Origin of the sequence: Halorubrum sp. DM2, assembly GCF_901686465.1 — an archaeon.
Classification (GTDB): Archaea; Halobacteriota; Halobacteria; order Halobacteriales; family Haloferacaceae; genus Halorubrum.
In genome coordinates this window covers 1,667,620-1,685,856 of sequence record NZ_LR594487.1, presented here as the reverse complement: position 1 = coordinate 1,685,856, position 18,237 = coordinate 1,667,620, and the positions used below count along the sequence as shown (strand labels likewise).

Annotated in this window: 15 protein-coding genes; 10 read left to right on the top strand and 5 right to left on the bottom strand. The window is 49.5% G+C overall.

Annotated elements, in window-relative coordinates; translation table 11 throughout:
* Positions 1 to 122 precede the first annotated feature (122 nt).
* Positions 123 to 887 carry a hypothetical protein gene (locus tag QOL69_RS08600; RefSeq protein ID WP_283402852.1) on the bottom strand — a complete coding sequence of 255 codons (765 nt, stop codon included), beginning with the start codon at positions 885 to 887 and terminating at the stop codon, positions 123 to 125.
* Positions 888 to 891: 4 nt separating this feature from the next.
* A complete protein-coding gene (locus tag QOL69_RS08595) occupies positions 892 to 1,752 on the bottom strand; it encodes a hypothetical protein (RefSeq protein ID WP_283402851.1) in 861 nt (286 codons plus the stop codon).
* 95 nt (positions 1,753 to 1,847) lie between these two features.
* Here QOL69_RS08595 and QOL69_RS08590 point away from each other — a divergent pair, with 95 nt between their 5' ends.
* From QOL69_RS08590 to QOL69_RS08570, 5 genes are all read left to right on the top strand, one after another.
* Positions 1,848 to 3,302: a hypothetical protein gene (locus QOL69_RS08590; protein ID WP_283402850.1), complete on the top strand. Its 1,455-nt coding sequence runs from the start codon at positions 1,848 to 1,850 to the stop codon at positions 3,300 to 3,302.
* Entirely contained in the window at positions 3,302 to 4,729 is a 1,428-nt protein-coding gene (locus tag QOL69_RS08585; protein ID WP_283402849.1) for an argonaute/piwi family protein, read from the top strand. Before QOL69_RS08590 ends, QOL69_RS08585 begins: the two co-directional genes overlap by 1 nt.
* A gap of 119 nt (positions 4,730 to 4,848) precedes the next feature.
* The gene (locus QOL69_RS08580; protein ID WP_283402848.1) at positions 4,849 to 6,870 is read left to right on the top strand and encodes an ATP-dependent DNA helicase; all 2,022 of its coding nucleotides are present in this window, start codon (positions 4,849 to 4,851) and stop codon (positions 6,868 to 6,870) included.
* A 650-nt stretch (positions 6,871 to 7,520) separates the two neighbouring features.
* A complete protein-coding gene (locus QOL69_RS08575; protein WP_283402847.1) occupies positions 7,521 to 8,642 on the top strand; it encodes a tyrosine-type recombinase/integrase in 1,122 nt (373 codons plus the stop codon).
* 33 nt (positions 8,643 to 8,675) lie between these two features.
* Positions 8,676 to 10,244, top strand: a complete 1,569-nt coding sequence (locus tag QOL69_RS08570; RefSeq protein WP_283402846.1) for a recombinase family protein — start codon at positions 8,676 to 8,678, stop codon at positions 10,242 to 10,244.
* On the opposite strand, the gene QOL69_RS08565 is transcribed toward QOL69_RS08570, so the two are convergent.
* The 3 genes from QOL69_RS08565 to QOL69_RS08555 are packed head-to-tail and all read right to left on the bottom strand — an operon-like array spanning position 10,222 to position 13,013.
* Positions 10,222 to 10,986 (bottom strand): transcription initiation factor IIB family protein, encoded by a 765-nt coding sequence (locus QOL69_RS08565; protein ID WP_283402845.1) that lies wholly within the window; start codon positions 10,984 to 10,986, stop codon positions 10,222 to 10,224. The genes QOL69_RS08570 and QOL69_RS08565 overlap by 23 nt on opposite strands.
* The gene (locus QOL69_RS08560) at positions 10,987 to 11,925 is read right to left on the bottom strand and encodes a recombinase family protein (protein ID WP_283402844.1); all 939 of its coding nucleotides are present in this window, start codon (positions 11,923 to 11,925) and stop codon (positions 10,987 to 10,989) included.
* Entirely contained in the window at positions 11,922 to 13,013 is a 1,092-nt protein-coding gene (locus QOL69_RS08555; RefSeq protein ID WP_283402843.1) for a CRISPR-associated protein Cas4, read from the bottom strand. Before QOL69_RS08555 ends, QOL69_RS08560 begins: the two co-directional genes overlap by 4 nt.
* A gap of 136 nt (positions 13,014 to 13,149) precedes the next feature.
* On the opposite strand from QOL69_RS08555, the gene QOL69_RS08550 reads away from it, so the two are divergent.
* The 5 genes from QOL69_RS08550 to QOL69_RS08530 all read left to right on the top strand — a co-directional run bounded on the left by QOL69_RS08550 (position 13,150) and on the right by QOL69_RS08530 (position 18,102).
* Entirely contained in the window at positions 13,150 to 13,392 is a 243-nt protein-coding gene (locus QOL69_RS08550; protein ID WP_283402842.1) for an HTH domain-containing protein, read from the top strand.
* A 102-nt stretch (positions 13,393 to 13,494) separates the two neighbouring features.
* The gene (locus QOL69_RS08545) at positions 13,495 to 15,591 is read left to right on the top strand and encodes a DEAD/DEAH box helicase family protein (RefSeq protein WP_283402841.1); all 2,097 of its coding nucleotides are present in this window, start codon (positions 13,495 to 13,497) and stop codon (positions 15,589 to 15,591) included.
* Positions 15,588 to 15,770, top strand: a complete 183-nt coding sequence (locus QOL69_RS08540; RefSeq protein ID WP_283402840.1) for a hypothetical protein — start codon at positions 15,588 to 15,590, stop codon at positions 15,768 to 15,770. Before QOL69_RS08545 ends, QOL69_RS08540 begins: the two co-directional genes overlap by 4 nt.
* Positions 15,767 to 17,713 carry an AAA family ATPase gene (locus tag QOL69_RS08535; protein WP_283402839.1) on the top strand — a complete coding sequence of 649 codons (1,947 nt, stop codon included), beginning with the start codon at positions 15,767 to 15,769 and terminating at the stop codon, positions 17,711 to 17,713. Before QOL69_RS08540 ends, QOL69_RS08535 begins: the two co-directional genes overlap by 4 nt.
* Positions 17,713 to 18,102 (top strand): hypothetical protein, encoded by a 390-nt coding sequence (locus QOL69_RS08530; RefSeq protein WP_283402838.1) that lies wholly within the window; start codon positions 17,713 to 17,715, stop codon positions 18,100 to 18,102. The genes QOL69_RS08535 and QOL69_RS08530 overlap by 1 nt, the downstream gene beginning before the upstream one ends.
* The last annotated feature ends 135 nt before the right edge of the window (positions 18,103 to 18,237 follow it).

Below are 18,237 nucleotides of genomic sequence, written 5' to 3'. Positions count from 1 at the left end.
TACTGCTTCGCTCCGTTACTACATTCGACCGTGACGAAAAGGTATGCGGACTGATATCGTAACCTGTCGACGAGCTGTTGTTAGATTAAATAGGCGAGCTAGGTCACCACTTAACGACAGTTTCAGTCGCCGGTAGGTAGGTCGGGGTCAGCAAATTCGTCTTTGACATATACGACCGGAAGCCCTAGCACAGCCTTGATCCGGTCGCGATTTCCGTACATGTGTGACTTGTCCGAGGTCACAATTTTTCCGATGATGTTTCTGTTGCGCTGGTGATTTGCATCGCATAGAATCACTCTGTCAATATTCCCATCAACAAACGAGAGACGTCGGTTCCTATCCTCCTCAGCCCATTCATTCGTCGGCCCCCACATAACCCGATTTTGAAGTAAATCTCGCATCTCAAGTGCATCGGCAATGATGGTGTCGCAGAGCGCATCCATTGCCTCACGCGCCACTCTACAGGTCACTTGCTGGTCGTCGATCTCGTCTCGGAGAAAGCTCCGAACATTGGGGCGAATAATCTCCCGGATCAGACGCTGAGGATAAACGTTTTCTTCAATGCGAGTGACAGCGATAAACTCGTCAACGAGCGTTTCCAAATCAAGTTCCTCATCAGCGTAACTTCGAAGTTTAATTCCTAAGTTGGTTTGCGCAGCCCGAATTTTCGAAAGCTTATCGCCGAATCTCCCCTCATCAGCCTCCCAGCTCACCTCTTCCGACTCGAGTGAGTTCTTCGAGGTGCTGTTACAGTACTCGTAAATCACCGCCCGACTTGTCGAGAGTGAGTTGTCTGTCTCGAAGAGTCGTTTGGCTTCGTCCCGCCATAAGTCGTGAAGGAATGTTACCCCGACGAGTGGGCCGGTGTCAAGGAAATAGCGCACCATAGACCTATCCAGTCACCTCGAAATCAATGAAAGGTAAAATAAGTGCATCTGCAGCTCTTCTCGAGGTTCTGTTGTCTCGAGCGTTCGCCTCCGCCTTGTCACGCTCCCAGCTACGGAGTTGAGAGCGAAGTTGTCTCTTAGCTTCATCAATGCTGTCGAGGTTTAATTCACCCTCAATCTGTATACGTGTTAGACCGTCATTCTCACGAACCGCTAGCTCCAAGCAGAATAGCCGCCAGAAGACCTTAGAATACTTTTTAGCCTCTTTAGGGTTATACTCCGATGAATCTAATTCAGCGCTCATCAATCGGTACCAGATGTGAAGGTCGTCCTCGTAGTCGGGGAAGGAGTCAGTTGGGAAATCCTCAATGAAATCGTACAGCGTCTCTCTCGTCGGTCCAGCATTCTGGTCGAAGGAGAGCGTCATCTGGGCCGAGTCTGCAGTACCCAACTGCTTATCCAGACGCCGGTAGTGTCGCTGTATTTCGTATGGCGCATCGTCGTACATCTGGTCGGTGAGTCCCTCAAGCCCAAGGTCGTAGTACCGTTCAAGGGCCCGGCTTGCCGCTTGACGTCCCCGTCGAATCGTCCCCTCTGGTTTGTCGATGTCAGCAGCAGCGACGTCGCAAGTTACCGGATCTTCGTTTGGCTCGCCTCCGGTGTGAACGCCGGTATTGACCGTCGCCGTCATTGTGCCATACATATACCAGAAGGTCGGGATGTCTGTCGTAACCTGCTCACTGTCTAATTCATCTTTAACGAAATAGAGCAGCTTATGAACCGCTTTTCGGGAGAGGGGACTGTCGTACCTGTGTTCGTCGAAGAGAAGTGACACCACCTCACCCACACTCAGTTTTCCTTGCATCGATTCGTCAACATAGTATAAGAATCAGGCTTTTATTATGCTGTGGGTGTATGACAAACACTATCTATCAAAGAGTACGGACATCTAATAACTAAATGCCGATATACAATCACGAAGGAACGAGCGAGGCCAGTGGGGACAAGGGTGAGAAGTATAAGCAGGCGATTGAAGAATACCTCCGGGCTCGTGGATACAGCATCGAACGACGATCGAATCATCACAGTACGACCGAAGACTTGGCTGCGGTTACTGTCGACGAGGGTTTCTACTATCTCAGCGGCGAGAAGGTAGGTGACGACATCAAGAAATTTGTGCGGGTGGAGGCCAAGGGAACCAAACTGTCCCGACTGGATGACGACTTCCTCACTGAACTAGCTCGCGTCTTCATCGACTATTGTGAGCAGGGCGGAGGATTCGAATACCACATTTACGCATCGTATCTCCAAGCCTTTGACAAGTGGGAGCGAATATTCGATCCCAGAACGAACAGCCCGGAGTACATCAAAGACTACTTCGATACCCTGAGAGAGAGGCAGAAGCTGAATGACGCCGAGGAAGCAGCCCTCCAAAACCTTGGAGTAGAAGATTTCGAGTGGTTTCTTGCCGATGTCTTCGTCCACCGCGCCAGCTGGAACCGTCTCGGACAGATGGCAGAGGATGAGCGGTCTGTGAATCGTTCTAAATGGGACTTCTACACTCGAGAGAACTCACCCTCGCGAGAAACTGAGACTCTCGTCGCTAACTTCCTCCGTATTAGTGGGCTACCAGAATCAATCTACATCGGTGAAAACCTCGCAGACCATCCTGAGGACATCTACGTCGATAATCCTCGGTACCTACCCATCTGGGTCGAGTCAGGCCTGTTCTACAGCCTGATTCCAATGGAAGAGATACCTGACTCGCTCCGTCCGTTCATCGATGGAGAGTCTGTTCAGAGCCGACCGTTCGGCAGCTGGCTAGAGAGCGAAGATGCAGCTCCCAATGTTGCGAAGCGATTGTTCAACCGCGAGATACGACGACGCGCAGTCGACGGGTACGAAGGTTGTAGAATGGTTCGCCACCAGTACGAGAATCGCCTGCTCTTCAAACACGAAGGCGAGATATCTAGCGAAGACGACGATTCTCCGGCAAAGACGAGGGTCGAGGGATGGGACGTTGCGATAGATTGGGGCGCATATACCGCCCATCGCTACGCGGTACCGGTTGTCAAGCAATATAAGGAGCAATTCTACGTCTTCATCGACACTGGATGGATGTTCTCCCGGTCCGGTCGGGGGACCGATATCCTAAAAGGCGACACCGCCAGCAAACTCCATGACAAACTCCAAAGTAGCGGCCATTACCGTCCAAATAATCTGAAGGCACAATTCCGACAGTGGCGCGCATACCTTGGAATGGATGAATCACCACCGCTTGAGGAGACAGATATAGAGGATGACACCCAACGACTAGAGTTCGAGCACGAAGATGGGTTAGAGCTTCGCGTGCGGCCTCCGAAAGACGGAACCGAGCGAGAACTTCTCATGCAACGAGGTGTGGACGCGTACTGATGTCTGGGTTCAGAGTGGACTACCTCTCGGAGCCGGAGCTCGTCTTCGCCGGTGACAATACGGCGAAGGATCCGCGGAGCGGACTACTAAAGTACGGGCCGTGCCCACCGCGTGACGGCTCTAATCATGAGGTGGTACGAGTCGGACTGATTGGTGATAGCTGGTCTATCTCGGCGATGCGAGACCTGCTTGAGGACATGCGGTATGGGATCCTCCCCGAGGGAGACGACCGACAGCGGTGGAATCAGCCGTTCCCAGGACTTGGCCCTAACTCTGAGCTCAAGATGTCGTTCGATCAGCGTCCGATGTGGCGGGGCGAAATAGAATATGATGACATCGACTCACTGAGCGACGTCCGCGATGATGCCGAGCGTGTTGAGATGGCACTGGATTATATCAAGTACCAGATAGAGAGTGTCTGCTCGACAACCCCGAGTCCGGACGTGATCATTGTAAGCATCCCGGAAAACCTCGCTGAGCTGTTCACAGGGGGCAAGAAAGCAGATACCATTCGGACGGCCGACACCGACTTCAGAAGCCGCATCAAGCTCTTGGGGATGCTGAATCAGACCCCAACTCAGTTGATCGGCCCCAAGACCCTCCGTGGAGAGGATGTCCAACCACGCCGGGAGGTAGCGTGGAATCTCGCAGTAGGTCTACTCTACAAGGCTCGAAGAGGACGACCATGGAAGCTCACTGAATTAAAATCGAACACCTGCTACGCTGGCATATCCTTCTACGATGAGCGCGGAACGGATCCGGACACCAGAGCGTCGATCGCGCAGGTGTTCATGGAGACCGGAGAGAATTTCGTCATCCGTGGTGACCCGGTCACCGACATCGCCAGCGATGCCGATACGGGACGGACACATTTGTCAGCTGGAGATGCCGAGCTACTAATCCAAACCATCTTACAGCGGTACGGCGACCGAAGGCAGGATCGTCCTGACCGGTTGGTGATTCACAAGTCCTCCAACTTCTGGAAGCAGGAGACAGAAGGATTCAAATCTGGCTCCGCAGACGTGAGACAGCGAGACTTCATTACCATCCGAGAGCATCACCCAATTCGCCTCTTCAGCAATACGCAATACCCGCCTCTGAGAGGTACAGTTGCGCTGCCACCGGGAAAGAGTGAATATTATCTCTATACGAAGGGATTCATCCCAGAGATTTCCGCATATGCTGAGCCTGGGACACCAAACCCAATCGTCGTCCGTCCTCATGAAGAGGTGAACGCTACCTCATACCGGAAAATATGTGAAGAGATACTCTCATTCTCGAAACTCGATTGGAACAGCTCTGACTTCTGTAAGAAACTCCCTGTGACGGTCGGAATTGCTGACGCCGTTAGCGACATTCTTGCAGAACCGATGGCGCAGAACCTTCCGGACGGGGCGTTCCCTTACCACTATTACTATTACATGTGAACTCGCTCGGTACGAGTTCTGTTTAAACAAAATGAAATCAACACTCATGTTATCGGATCTGAGAGCCACCACCGAGGAGTTATATCTCGTTTCTGGTGACCGACTAGGTAAGACGAGATATGCAGGACGCCGTCCGAAGTAGGACTACTGAGACGATTGTTGATGCTTGTGATCGAGAGAACCCCGTCCTAGTTGAAGCACCTCCGGCAAGCGGAAAAACATACAATTCAGTCCGGCTCGCCGCAGAAGACGGACAAAAGATACTCTACCTAACCGCCCGTCGAGACCTTTACGCTCAGGCGATCGAAGAAGCGGAGAAAGCCGGGGGGATCGACGCGATGGTAATTCCCAGTCCGTACCGAGACTGCCCTACATTTGCTGACGAGAACGACGGAGAAGCAGAAAAGGCACGGAAGCTCTATCAGAAGGGCCTGAGCGGAGAAGAGATTCATTACAAGCCTTGGAGTACGGTCAACACGCCGTGTCAAAGTCCGTGGTCCACCTGTCCGTATCTCACAAAGCGAGATAGGCTCAAAGAGAACGCTGATCAGATCGACCTACTCATCGGAAATCATCAGCATGCACACGTTCCTCGGTATCTACAGGGGCGAACGGTGGTGTTCGACGAGTTCAACATCAACCCCTTTCTGACCCGATTTCCACAGAGAACGAAGTCGGGAGAAAGACGAAACATCCCACACAATATTATTGGAGCCTTTCTCGAGGCCGTTGACGATATCCCACTGTCCGATCTCACGGATCTCATCGAAGCACGAGTTGAGAAGGGTGACTCTTGGAAAACGACTATTGAGTGGTTCAAGCAGAATGGCGCAAAAAAGAGCACCTCAATAGAGCAGGTCACGATCACACCCCACCCGTACAACAACTCTCACCAATACGCCGCACTACTCACCTGTGCTCTGTTGATTATGGAGAAAGTTGGGGCGGGTATCGAACTGGCTCACGATCCAGACCTTTGGGAAGCCTGTGGTGTAGATCCCAACGTGCGCTGCGTGAGGGATCGTAACTCCGGCGAGATACTCGTACTTACTCCACCCGATCTAAGTCACGCAGAGCAAGTTATTGCCCTTGACGCACTCCCGGTCCAGCGACTCTGGGAAGCAGTTCTTGGGTGCGATTTCACGCTATCACGGGTGATTGAGCGCAAAGAACTCGATCGATATCTCTCCGAGGGACTAGGGTTCAAGATCACACAGATGACAGAGGGAATGAACCACTATTCCTCAGGCAAGACATCTTCTAGAGATCGGCAGCGAATGTTCACGGTTCGTTCTTTGGAGGAGCAGCGTTTTCCGATCATATCACGGAAAAGAGCCCTAGACAACTACGCCTCTGAGTCTTGGTTGAAAAAGTGCGTAATCGAGGTAGATGATCAAGAGACAGAGACGGACCTAGAGGGCTATTTCGCCCGGAACTATGCGAAGGTACTGAGCTCAAACCTGTTCAAGAACGAATCCGTTGGATTCGTGTCCGGATCGCCGTTTCCGGGGGACGATGTTGTCAAGCAGTGGGCCGCGTTGTGTGGTGAGGTAACCGAGCCAGAACGCACTGGAGATGGCAATTCCGGTTCGTTGGACGGGTTTACTGGGTTCGGCGAAGAGATTTATCGACACCTCACACATGGCCAAGTGTTCCAAGCGATCCTTCGTTTTGGACGGACCAAGCAGGCACGAGGACGACCCACATCAGTCTATGTGAACACACAAGCGATCCCGGAGTGGATCTCGACTTCACAGATAACTATTCACGATTTTGATAACAATGGAAAACGGATTCACGTTCTAGAAGAATTACTCCGGGCGAAGTACGACGGGGGAATCAGCTGGCAAACTCAGAGGACGCTACAGGATAGAATAAACGAGCGGCTAGAGAATGAGACTGTTAGTGATGAGACAGTCCGGAAGGTAGTCTCAGACGAGAGTTTTTCCGACGTGATCGAGGTTCGGGAAGATGCCGGGAAGGGTAGCGCAGATCTCTATCAATGGTCTGGTGAGTGTGTTTTATCACCATATTACGATCGCGATGCTCGAGCGAACTACATGCTCAGGACGGGATCTAAAGTCTATCTGATTCACGTTCCAGAAATAATCGATCTGGCGAATCCAACGACAGAACTGTGAGCAATCAGTTGTGAATTTCAAACTGAAGAGTTTCAAAGGTGCCGACAATTAACGAGTATACTAGCTGACCGTACCTGATGGAAATCAATAAGCGTACGCGAGAAGCAGCCTTTTGCTCATATTAGTTTTGAATAATTTAGAGTATATTATGGATATAAAAGATGGCAATATCTGGAATACAAACTGCGAATTCATGCTAAATGCTACCACATCTGGTCTACCCAAATTTAGCCTTAATTAACCGTAGCCACCACAATATACATAAAAACTCTAGAGCGCTAGTGGGTTTGTATTACTCGAAATAGTAATCTAAAAAATTCTCGTAGAGTGATAGTTTTTAAAACCCGATTGGGTTGATGGCTAGACTTGGAAATAGCGTAAGATCATACATGAAATAAGCAATGTGCCAAACAAACAATAAAATGCTAAGTTGATGGTCATAGGCCCAACCGTGGAGTGTTTTTAGATCCCGGTTGGGGTGGAGGAGATTGAGTAAGAGAAGAAGACACAGAAATTCTGGAAAGCCCCAGAAGGAGAGTTTGTAAACCTCGATTGAGGTGGGAGGTATAAAAAATAGAAAGAACCCAGAGAAGCGTCTCTTGTACAGAACACCATCGAAGACGGTGAAAGAACACGGTAATAGAGCAAAAATGGAAACTAACGACAAAGACCTAGACGAATTGCTAGAAGACATCTTGGGAGAGCGGCGAGTCACACTGGATCCCATGATGGTGGACGAAGGCATCCAGCGGTATCTGAAAACCCGCTCTGGAAGTCTTCGCCCGACAACTATCGAAGAATACGAAAACGAACTGCTGCGTTTTCAACTCCACCTCGAACAGAACGGCATTCAAGATCTAAACGACGTACGAAACCGCGATCTAGACGACTACTTCACCTGGCGTAGGGAAGACTCGTACGACACGCAACTGAGTACAAACACAATGCGCGACGTTCGGTACGTCGTTCGCGATTTCATTCGGTACGCCGCGACGATCGACGCTGTCAACTGCGATGTCCCAGACAAGATCTCGATCCCGAAGCTGACTGATGGAGAGGGTGTTCGCGACGTCGAAATCGACGCGGAGCGCTTGCGGCTGATCCTCGACCAGATCCACAAGCGAGCGTATGCGAGCCGGGAGCACGTCGTGTGGGTGCTTCTCGCCGAAACTGGACGTCGACTCGGCTGCATTCACTCTCTCGACTGTGATGACGTTCACCTCGACGCAGAGCATCCGTTCCTAGAGTTCCGTCACGACCCACCTGAGACCAGCCTGAAAAACGGTGTGAAAGGCGAAATGAAGGTCAACATCCCGGAGTCGCTCTGTACTGTTCTGGACACGTACCTTACGTACAATAGAAAGGAGTGTACGACTGAGAACGGTCGTTCCCCGCTTCTCTCAACATCGTACGGACGACTGGGCAAAAGCACGATGCGAAAATACGTGTACAAATGGAGCCGTCCGTGCTTCCTCGGTCAAGACTGTCCGGATGGACACGATTCCGAGGGCTGTGGCCCGGCAGCATCGCCTGACAAATACTCAAAGTGTCCAGGCTCGCATTCGCCTCACGACATCCGGCACACCTACCTCACGGAGTGCCTCCGAGATGGGATTCCCGCCGAGGCGTTGAGTGAGCGCTGTGACGTGACAAGGGCGATCCTCGAAAAGCACTACGACGAACGAACCCCCGAAGAAAAACGAGACCTCCGCCGCCGGATTCTTGAGGAAGTCGGCGCGAATCACGGAGCATTCAGTCAGGCCGGCACCTGACCAGGCAGTTCTCTACTGAGCCAATCTCAAATTATGAGCGACAGCCACGACCAAACGACGAGCGCACAGTCTACGACTGCCAGTTCTAGTATATATACTACATATGTATACTATAAAAAGGGGATACGAAAAGCAGGTATAGCTCTGTTTCTCATCCCGTTTATATATCTGATCTACGCAGAAAGTGGTCTGACCGTACCGGGAGGCTGTACCACCTCAATCTGCACCCTACTTAAGGATGGAGTGGGCCTTCCGATGATGCTCGGGCTCTTGAGAAAAGACGAGATCGATGGTTCTCGTGCACTCATTCTCACCCGAGTGAGTACGACATCTCAAGGAAACAACTCCAGCAAAAAGTCCCAACGCGAGTACCTTGAGACGGCAGCAGAGGGTGCTAATCTGGAGACGACCGCCATACTGGAGGCCGAGGAGTCTGCCGCCAAAATTGAACGCAGCCAGCTAAATGACGCTCTTGAACGAGGACGGAAAGGTGATTACGATGTTCTCATGATCTACGAGGTTGACCGCTTGAGCCGAGCAAACCCGTGGGAGACACTGAGCTATCTAAATGACCTCCGTGAAGCGGGCATCACGCTATATGCGGACTCATACGGTTACTTCGACTGGGATGAACACTTCGACCTCGAAATCCTCGCACGAGAGGCCGTATTCGCACGTCGACATCTGAATCGGATCCGCCAAGGTGCTCGCGATGGATGCCATCAGAAGTTGAAAGATGGTCAATGGCCGTACGGAGGCAATCCACCGGTCGGGTACCGAACCAACGAAGACGATGAACTGCTCTTAGATGAGGATTACGCACCGTTTGTCGAGGATTTCTTCGAGATCTACGCAAAGACCGAGAATCGAAAGGAAACGATGAGGCAGCTCAACGACAAGTTCGAAGAGCATGGTTTGGGCCCGATCAGCTACTCACGTGTCAAGACCGTACTACAGAGCCCGCTATGCCTAGGGCGGCTGACTTACAAGGGAGAAGTGGTCACCGAAATGCCGGAGTTGCGTCAGGTGGATACGGAACTCTTCCAGGAGGTACAGTCGATCCTTTCCGGCCAAGAAGACCATCCCACAACGCCTGAAGTTCCGGAATTCGTCGCAGATGCCGTGGAGCAGTACGGACTTGAGTTCGTCATGGAGCAGTTCGAGTCGTTCAAACCATTCCGCTGCCGGAAGTGCGACGGAGACCTCGAACGCCACGGGTCCAAGGAGGTTTGGGGAATTCCGATAGCGAAGTACCGATGCCAAGAGTGCGAATACCAAGGACCACTAATGACTGAACAGGAGCTTAAATCGCTCCACCAGACCGTCCCAGTGCGGTGTCCGTTCTGTACCTCAACCGAGAACTTTCGCTCAAGTACTCGGCGACAACTCGGCATGCAGTTCGACTACGCGTATGAGTGCCTGAACTGCGGCCTGTCATTTGGATGTGATTTGTGTCCAGACCGGTTGAAGCGAATATTCAGCCACCCAAACCTCGGATTCGACGTCGAGGACGGTGACGACACAGACAGCAAGGATGACGATGGTGACGACGATGAGGAGGGCGACCCACAATCCGCGATCACGGATTACGATGGTCGGTAAGGGATTGTGAGCGTCTCCAGACAGTCTCTTTTGTCGATCCAGCGGCTCGAGCTGCGGAATCGTAGGTGATCGATACGCCCTGGGGCTTAGCAGCCAAGTAAAGCGCCGCAGCGGCTGTACAGGCTGGGTCACCTGAGCCTGAGTCGAAACGGCTGAGGATCCTGCTCGCAGCTTTGACTGTCGATTCCTTAAGCGCTAACTTCGTCGCGAGGAACGGCAGATAATCTTCTGGAACCGGCGGCAACAACGCCATACCGAGCTCCTGCTTGAGCTTCTTCATCGTCCGTTGTAGTGCCGTCCTCTCGCACCCGAGAGACTCTGCGATCACGCCAACTGGTCGTGGGGCCTCGGCTCGTCGAAGCACGATGATCAGTACGGCACCAATCACGTGCTCGCTTTTCCGACCATGAAAGAGAGTCTTCTCCCAAGTTTTGACCAAGAGTTTTGTCGAGTGATCTAGCTCAGATTTGGTGAGAAACAGGTCTGCTCTAGACCGGTCTAAGGTGGCGAGCAGCTCAACGAGAACAGATTCAGACGAGTCACGTGGGTGTACTGATTCGATCCAGTCATCGATCTCGAGATTCGTCTGTGAATCCGAATCATCCGCAGCTGGCTTTGATTGCTCAATATTGTCCTTGTCGAGAACGAATCCACACGCTCCACAGAACCCGTCGGTGAAATCGAAGCGGTCATCCACATCGACCGCGCCACAACTCGGACACGCTGGAACCTCTGATGACATCTAGAGATCCCTCCATTCACGGTAGTTGGATAGGATTCTCTCTGCTTTTCTCTGCTTCCGAACGCGCTCCATCCGTCCTTTCTGATGCTGATACCGGAAACGTGTCTCAACGACGGCTGCGAAGAGTGTATCATCGAGAATACGATAGTCTTCAACTTGTGCGTGGTAGTCAGCAACTTGGTAGCTGCCGGTGTAGATCTCGTTGGTGAGGACCTTTCGAACAGATTGACGACACCACAGCTCACCAGCTTTCGTTCGAAGCCCACTCTCGTTGAGTAGACTCGCGACGCGGGGCATTGATTTCTCGCGGAGATAGAGGCGGAATATCGTCTTAACGACCGACGCTTCGTCTGCTAACACGCGGAGCTTCCCCTCGCTTGTCTTTTCGTACCCCAGAGGAGGCTTGTCATTTGGCCACTTGTGCTCCTTCGCAAGCCCGTGCATCCCCATTCGAACACGCTGGCTGGTCAGATCGCTCTCGAGCTCTGCTGCCGATGCGAGGTTTCTGAAGTTGAACCGACCAACCGGCGATGTAGTATCGATGTATTCGGTGACACTCTGGAGACTCACGTCCCACTCGTTCAATCGTTCCTCAGTCTTTACGAGGTCGACAAGCGACCGACAGAACCGGTCAAGTTTCCAAAAGACGACGACGTCGAAACAGCCAGCGCGAGCACGATCCAGCATCTCTTGGAACTTAGGCCGATCCGTGTTCCGACCTGATTCTGCCTCGTCGGTGAACACGAACGTAACGTTCCACCCCATCTGTTCGCACTGCTTGGAACAACGATCGACCTGTTCACCGATTGAATAACCGAATCGCTGGCTTGAGGACGAGGTTCGAGCGTAGATTGCGGCGTATTCGATTGGATCGTCTTCGTTTGTTGACCCCCCACTCGGCGACATTGTCCGCGGGACCGCATGGTCGTCGATCATCATTCGGAACGCTCCCCTTCAGCAATCTCATCGGAGTAAGCTGGTGGCCAGGGTCCAGTCAGCGGGGCGGGGGTGTCTTCACGGACACAGCAGGCGCATAGAGGAGGGGTGTCGGTGTCACCACCCCAATCTACCTCGTCATGATCAAACTGCTTACTACAGGCCGTACAGCGCCACTGGGAGACCCCGTGTTCAGCAGCGAGGTCTGGATACCTTTCTGCGAGGGTCGGAGTGAGCATCGCGTCCGGCTCCGCTTTTAGGTGCTCAACAACCTGTGAGCGGGGGTATTCCATGAGGGGAAGGAATCCACGGGACCCCCGGTCCGATACCGGTCTGTTGCTCTTCCCGCACCGTTCACGGTACGAGCAGAAATCACATTCCCATCCGAATCGGGGGGTTGCCGGCGGGAGCTCGCCGTCAAGGCGGTACTCTGTGTGTTCGGTCGCCCAGCTGACGACCGTCTCTTGCCAGAATTCCGTGTCGAACTCGACATCGAACACCTTGAGATCGAACGAGTCGCGACCCCCGTAGATGAGACATCCGCGTTTCACGTCGACGTCGTACTTCTGCGAGAGGCCGACCATGTAGGCGTGTAGCTGTGCCTTGTGGTGCTCGTTCGGTTCGTCGAGGTACTCCAACGAACCCTTCGTCTTCACTTCAGTCGGGAGAATTGGCACGCCGTTGTCGTCAACGACGACAGGGTCAGTTGACCCCTTAACCACGAGTGCGCCGGCGTCCGTCTCGATTTCGAAGTCGACGTACAGGGAGTTCGTGACAAGCAGGCCGTCATCGTCGACGGCGTCGCGCAGGTACGGTAGTACGACATCCTCCTCGAAACGCGTGCCGACCCACAGAATGCCCTGGGCCATCTCGGTCTCTGCCGGCGCGTTCTCCTTCCGATAAACGAGCTTTCGGTGGCACTGCAACAGACTGCTCGGTGTATGCTTCTCGGGCGGAGGCACCGGACTCGGGTCGTTGTAGTACGCATGGCCTTCCTCAACGTTCTCACGGGCGTTCGACGCCCGTCGCCACTCCTGAAAGTCCGTGGTAGTGATCGCAGTGAGTGCCGTGGCAGGTCTCCCTGATCCCACGGGAGAAGTCAGTGTGCGATCGCCGTTACGAGAGTGTGATCGGTGTTTCACTCTACTTCCTAGGTGGGAAGCAATATAACAATTCCGTTGGTGGAATAAATAGATTTAGCCCCTCACATCTCGCGTTTTGAGGTGAATGGGTAGCGATGGCCCCGGTCGCAAACCGACGGTATCGGATGAGGAGATACTGACGGTGTTCGTGAATGCAGAAGATCCTGTACTGATGGCTGATGAGGTTGCAGAATCTCTCCCTATCGGGCGCAGGGCGGTGTATAATCGCCTCCGCTCATTAGAGGAGCAGGGCGTTCTCCAGTCGAAGAAGGCGGGTGCGAGAAGTACTGTTTGGTGGTATCCGGGTGAGACTAACACTGAGATGTAGTCTTAAATTTGGGTGGGTTCAGTGCTAGAGTGATCCGATCATACTGGTATGTTACTAAAACGGGACAATCTCTATACTGTTCCGGATGTTCGTTCCACCTAGATGTCGTTACGGGATTATCCTTGGAAAGGGTACTATGCCGGTCACGAAGATCTGCTTAATGAATTTTTCATACCTGCTCTAAAACATTCAACTTCATATGATCGCATTACAGGTAGCTTTTCAGCATCGGTATTAGCGTTGTTCTCTGAGGGACTACCAGAATTTATTGAGAACGGTGGTACAATCCGCCTAATGCCAGGTATCGAACTCTATGAACATGATATTGAAGCGATAGAACAAGGTCGATCCGGCGATGTTATTAAAAATCACATAGAGTGGGAGGAATTAAAGAACGGGAATCGGGATGAAGTTATGGAAGCACTTGCGTGGTTGGTTGCAGAAGAAATTCTCGATATCAAAATCGGCGTTGTAACTGATGACTTAGGGAGATTACAGACAAAACAAGAAGCAGAGTGGCATCAAAAAGTTGCAATTTTCGGAGATGATGAAGGAAATATTGTTGGGGTGTCTGGATCCCCTAATGAATCATTCAAAGCATTAAAACAGAATCGAGAGAGTTTCAGCCTATTTCGAAGCTGGATAGAGATGGAGGGCGAAGAGTGGGATGAAAAAACCCGCCTACAAGAGCAAATTGACGAATTTAACCGATTATGGAATGATGAGGATCCTAGATCATCTGTTTTTGATTTTCCAGAAGCACTAGAACAAGACTTGCTCGAAACTGCTCCAACAGCAGAACCTGACTGGGACGATATCATCTCTAGTAATGAACAAAACAAGGGTCAAGAGGATATTACTCTGCGTCCTTATCAAAAAGACGCGATTCGGAGATTTTTGAATAACAATAATCGGATAATCCTTGATCACGCTACAGGAACGGGAAAAACATGGACCTCTTTACTGGCAATGCAACGTGTTGTTGAGTCCGATGATGTCATCGTCATCTTCGCTCCAACGAGAGATCTTGTCAATCAGTGGGTTGATGGGGACAATATCAGACGCTTCTTTCCAAAAAGCAATATAATCAGATGCTTAGGTGACGTTAACTGGAGAGAAGATCTTCATAATCAGTTATTCACTAATCGGTCAGCACCGCTGTTTGTTGTAACAACTATGCATCCAACTACTATGAAAGATGCTATTGAACGTATTAATAGCGAGTGTGACCCAGAACAGGTTGGGATTATTGCTGATGAAGTACATAATCTAGGGTCAAGTCTCCGACGTACAATCTTTCCAAAATTACAGGCAGATCTTGGCCGAGTTGCTCTTAGTGCGACCCCCTTCCGAGATGATATTGGGGATGATACGATTGTAGAATACTTTGGTAGTGAAATACACGAAGTTAGTATTCAAGATGCAATTGAAAAGTACGGAGTGTTGAGTGAATATGAATATCATATTCACCCAGTTGTGCTATCTTCCCGAGAACGACAAGAATATGACAGCCATTCAACCGAGATTTCCAACTTATATAATACTTATAAATCATATGAGGATCAGCCGGTTATAGAAGTCTCAGATCGTCATCCCGACCTGAAAGTAGAAATAATGGAGAGAGCACGGATTGTCAAAGAATGTGAAGGAAAACTCAGTCTCACACGGTCAATTATTGAGAATATCGGAACTCGAACTTTGGTGTACTGTAATACAGAAGACCACACGAAAGCTGTAATAAATGCTATTGACGATCATACGACAAAGACTGCGTCTATCTTCTTAGGAAAACTCTCTAAGAATGATAAGGAGAATTTGCTAAACCTATTTGAGAAAGGAGATATAGAAATATTAGTTTCTATTGATTGTTTAACTGAAGGGATCGATGTTCCAGAATGCGACTCGGCAATACTAGTAACAAGTTCAACAACAGAAAGAGAGGCGATACAACGCCGCGGTCGGATTCTGCGTGAGGCGCAAAGTGATTCCCCTGCACAGCTCCATGATTTTATTACGCTGCCAGCAGAGTTGGAGAGCATTAAATCGGGTGATGCAGACCTTACCCAAGCAGAGTTGTCGTTAATTGAGCGTGAGCTAGAGAGACTTCGTATGATGAACTCGGATGCGACGAATAGAATGGATAATGACCCCTACATTTTAAGAATCGCTCGGGCTATGACACAGTACGATCTTGAATGACAGGACTTGACCCGGATATCGAAGATATCCTAGAAGACGAAGTTGAGGACTCACATATGAAGCGGTTAATTCGCAATATATTGGACTGGGAAGACAAACGACAATATCAGACTCATCGCAAGGGCAAAAAAAAAGCGCTGGAGGGATATCTTGATGACTATCTTGAGGACAAAAAATGAAGCTACTCTCTATTGAGGTTGTTAACTTTCGACCATATCGGGAGTCTCAAATTGATCTAACCGATCGAGATGGTTCAATCCACATTATTGAAGGAGATCAAGGAGGAGGCAAGACGAGTTTACACACAGCAATTCAATGGGGCCTGTATGGTGGTGCAGGTCCGAAAAGCAACTACACCAAACACTGGAATGAGCGCGCAAAGCAGGCTGGTGAGGAAGAGATGTCGGTCAAAATCAAATTTAAAGAAGGCTCTCGAAATTATACACTAATACGAGAAATCGGTCGGTTTAACCAGAACCAACAACGTGCTCATGAAGACCTAACACTAATTGGAGATACAGAAACGTATTCTGGCGAAGATGCACAAGATCAGATTGAAGAGATATTACCTGAGGAATTGAAACGCTTCTTTTTCCTTGACGGGGAGAGAATACAAGAATTAATAGCGGAAGATGCGGGTCAAAAAGTAAAGAGAGAAATTGAGACTGTCCTTAAGCATAGGACTATTATAAATTCACAGAAGGATTTAGGAGACTTACTAGAAGACCGACTCATCCCTCGACGCAACCGAATTGAAGAGGAGGCTAAAGAACGAGATGAAATTCTCGATGAGATTTCTAACCTTCGAGAAGATATCCGACAACTCCGACAGCGGAACAAGGAAGACAGAGATGAGATACAGAATAACAAGACCGCATTAAAAAAGAATAGAAAAGAATTGGAGAGTGTAAACAAAGAGGCAATTGATCGGATAAATGAGTTAGAGTCTGATACAACAAGCCTACAAACTGACAAGGTCAAAGAACTATCTAAATTAAATATATCTTGGAAAAAGCTAAGATATCAAATTTTATCTGAGGATCTCAAGCAGATTAAACAAGAGATCATAGAGGAAATTGAGGAATATGAAGGTCGTCTCTCTGATATAGAGCGGGATGAAATTATTAATGATCTAGCTGAAGAAGCGAAGCAGGGTAAATGTCCAATCTGTGGGACTGAAGAAATAGAAAGTCTCGAAGAACACAGTGTCAGAGATCACGATAAAAAGCAATCTGAAAAGCTAACAGAAAAGCTAGTTGAATTGCGAGAAATGCGTGACAGGCTTGATTCAGTCAATTTCCCTCAAAATTATCCGGTGGATCACCAAACAGAGATAGACAGAATAAACGAAGAAATTAAAGATAATCAGACAGAACGTAAGGATTTGCTCGGTGACTTGGGAGGTGTTCCAGATGATAGTGAACAAGACACACTAGAAAACAACATTAATGATCTTGAAGACTCGATAGATAGCCTACAAGAAGAGATAGATAATCGCGAAGAAACAATCAGAGAAAAAGAGCAAGAAATTAAAAAATTAGAAAGTAAGAGAGAGGAAAATGCATCTAATCAAGAGCTGGATAAGGTAAACAGTAAGATAGACGCAGGAGAGACAGCCATTGAAAAATTAAAAACAATTCGAAATATTCACGTCCGCGACAAACGGGAAAAGATAAAGTCAGAAATGAATCAAGTTTTCGAGCAGGTCGCACAATCTGACTTTATGGACCAACGGTACCAAGGACTTGATTTCCGGGGGGACCCTAGCGATGAAGATTCATACGTCCTTCAGCTCATCGAATCAGATGGTGAAACAAAAGACATGGCTAATCATGAACCCTCTGCTGGAGAATCCCAATTAACGGCTTTGAGTTTCATATTTGGATTGAATAAATATGCTCGTTACTCTTCAACGATAGTATTTGATACAGTAGCTGGTCGTCTTGATCTAACAAACAGTCAAGCACAGGGAGAGTTCTTTTCTAATCTGGAGGACCCTCTATTGCTACTTGTAACTGATTCTGAGCTACGCGATCTCGGTGATGCAGTTAATGAAGAGATTGGAGCACACTATCGGATCAAACCAGATGGAAAGGATTCGAAACTAGAGAGGGTCAAATAATGAAATTCGATAAGATATCCGGTGCGCAGACTCTACAAGTTACTACTGAAAAGTTCGACAAGGTGTCAAAGTCGATCAACGAAACCTTAGAGAATAATGACGCAGAGAAAGTAGAGAACACTCAAATAGCGAACCTTGCAATCGCAGTGGGAATCAAAGAGAAACGACAAAACCAGCCTGAGAGTACAAGTAAAGCATTAAAAATGGAATCATTAGATCAAGACCGCGTTCTCCGAACAATAATTGAACGTCGTCACAAAAACGCATCTCCGGAGAAACTCAAAGAACACATGCAAGGGTACCTTGAAGGAGGTATCGAGATTATGTTTGAAGATATCAAAAAACAAAATTACTTTGAATATCACCGATATGTCAAAGATGCTGAGTGATCTTTGAATAATATCACACTCAGTTCACACGTCTAAGTTGGTTTGTAAGAGCTCACTAATCTAACCTAGATCCATAAGTTAAACCGGTAAAGAGTAGTACCTATCTTTGTAGCCATGCAAGGCCGTATTCGTTCT

Excerpts from the sequence above, each read along its gene's own strand:
- QOL69_RS08600 (WP_283402852.1), bottom strand. The coding sequence starts at position 887 with ATGGTGCGCTATTTCCTTGACACCGGCCCACTCGTCGGGGTAACATTC.
- QOL69_RS08595 (WP_283402851.1), bottom strand. The coding sequence starts at position 1,752 with ATGCAAGGAAAACTGAGTGTGGGTGAGGTGGTGTCACTTCTCTTCGAC.
- QOL69_RS08590 (WP_283402850.1), top strand. The coding sequence starts at position 1,848 with ATGCCGATATACAATCACGAAGGAACGAGCGAGGCCAGTGGGGACAAG.
- QOL69_RS08585 (WP_283402849.1), top strand. The coding sequence starts at position 3,302 with ATGTCTGGGTTCAGAGTGGACTACCTCTCGGAGCCGGAGCTCGTCTTC.
- QOL69_RS08580 (WP_283402848.1), top strand. The coding sequence starts at position 4,849 with ATGCAGGACGCCGTCCGAAGTAGGACTACTGAGACGATTGTTGATGCT.
- QOL69_RS08575 (WP_283402847.1), top strand. The coding sequence starts at position 7,521 with ATGGAAACTAACGACAAAGACCTAGACGAATTGCTAGAAGACATCTTG.
- QOL69_RS08570 (WP_283402846.1), top strand. The coding sequence starts at position 8,676 with ATGAGCGACAGCCACGACCAAACGACGAGCGCACAGTCTACGACTGCC.
- QOL69_RS08565 (WP_283402845.1), bottom strand. The coding sequence starts at position 10,986 with ATGTCATCAGAGGTTCCAGCGTGTCCGAGTTGTGGCGCGGTCGATGTG.
- QOL69_RS08560 (WP_283402844.1), bottom strand. The coding sequence starts at position 11,925 with ATGATGATCGACGACCATGCGGTCCCGCGGACAATGTCGCCGAGTGGG.
- QOL69_RS08550 (WP_283402842.1), top strand. The coding sequence starts at position 13,150 with ATGGGTAGCGATGGCCCCGGTCGCAAACCGACGGTATCGGATGAGGAG.
- QOL69_RS08545 (WP_283402841.1), top strand. The coding sequence starts at position 13,495 with ATGTCGTTACGGGATTATCCTTGGAAAGGGTACTATGCCGGTCACGAA.
- QOL69_RS08540 (WP_283402840.1), top strand. The coding sequence starts at position 15,588 with ATGACAGGACTTGACCCGGATATCGAAGATATCCTAGAAGACGAAGTT.
- QOL69_RS08535 (WP_283402839.1), top strand. The coding sequence starts at position 15,767 with ATGAAGCTACTCTCTATTGAGGTTGTTAACTTTCGACCATATCGGGAG.
- QOL69_RS08530 (WP_283402838.1), top strand. The coding sequence starts at position 17,713 with ATGAAATTCGATAAGATATCCGGTGCGCAGACTCTACAAGTTACTACT.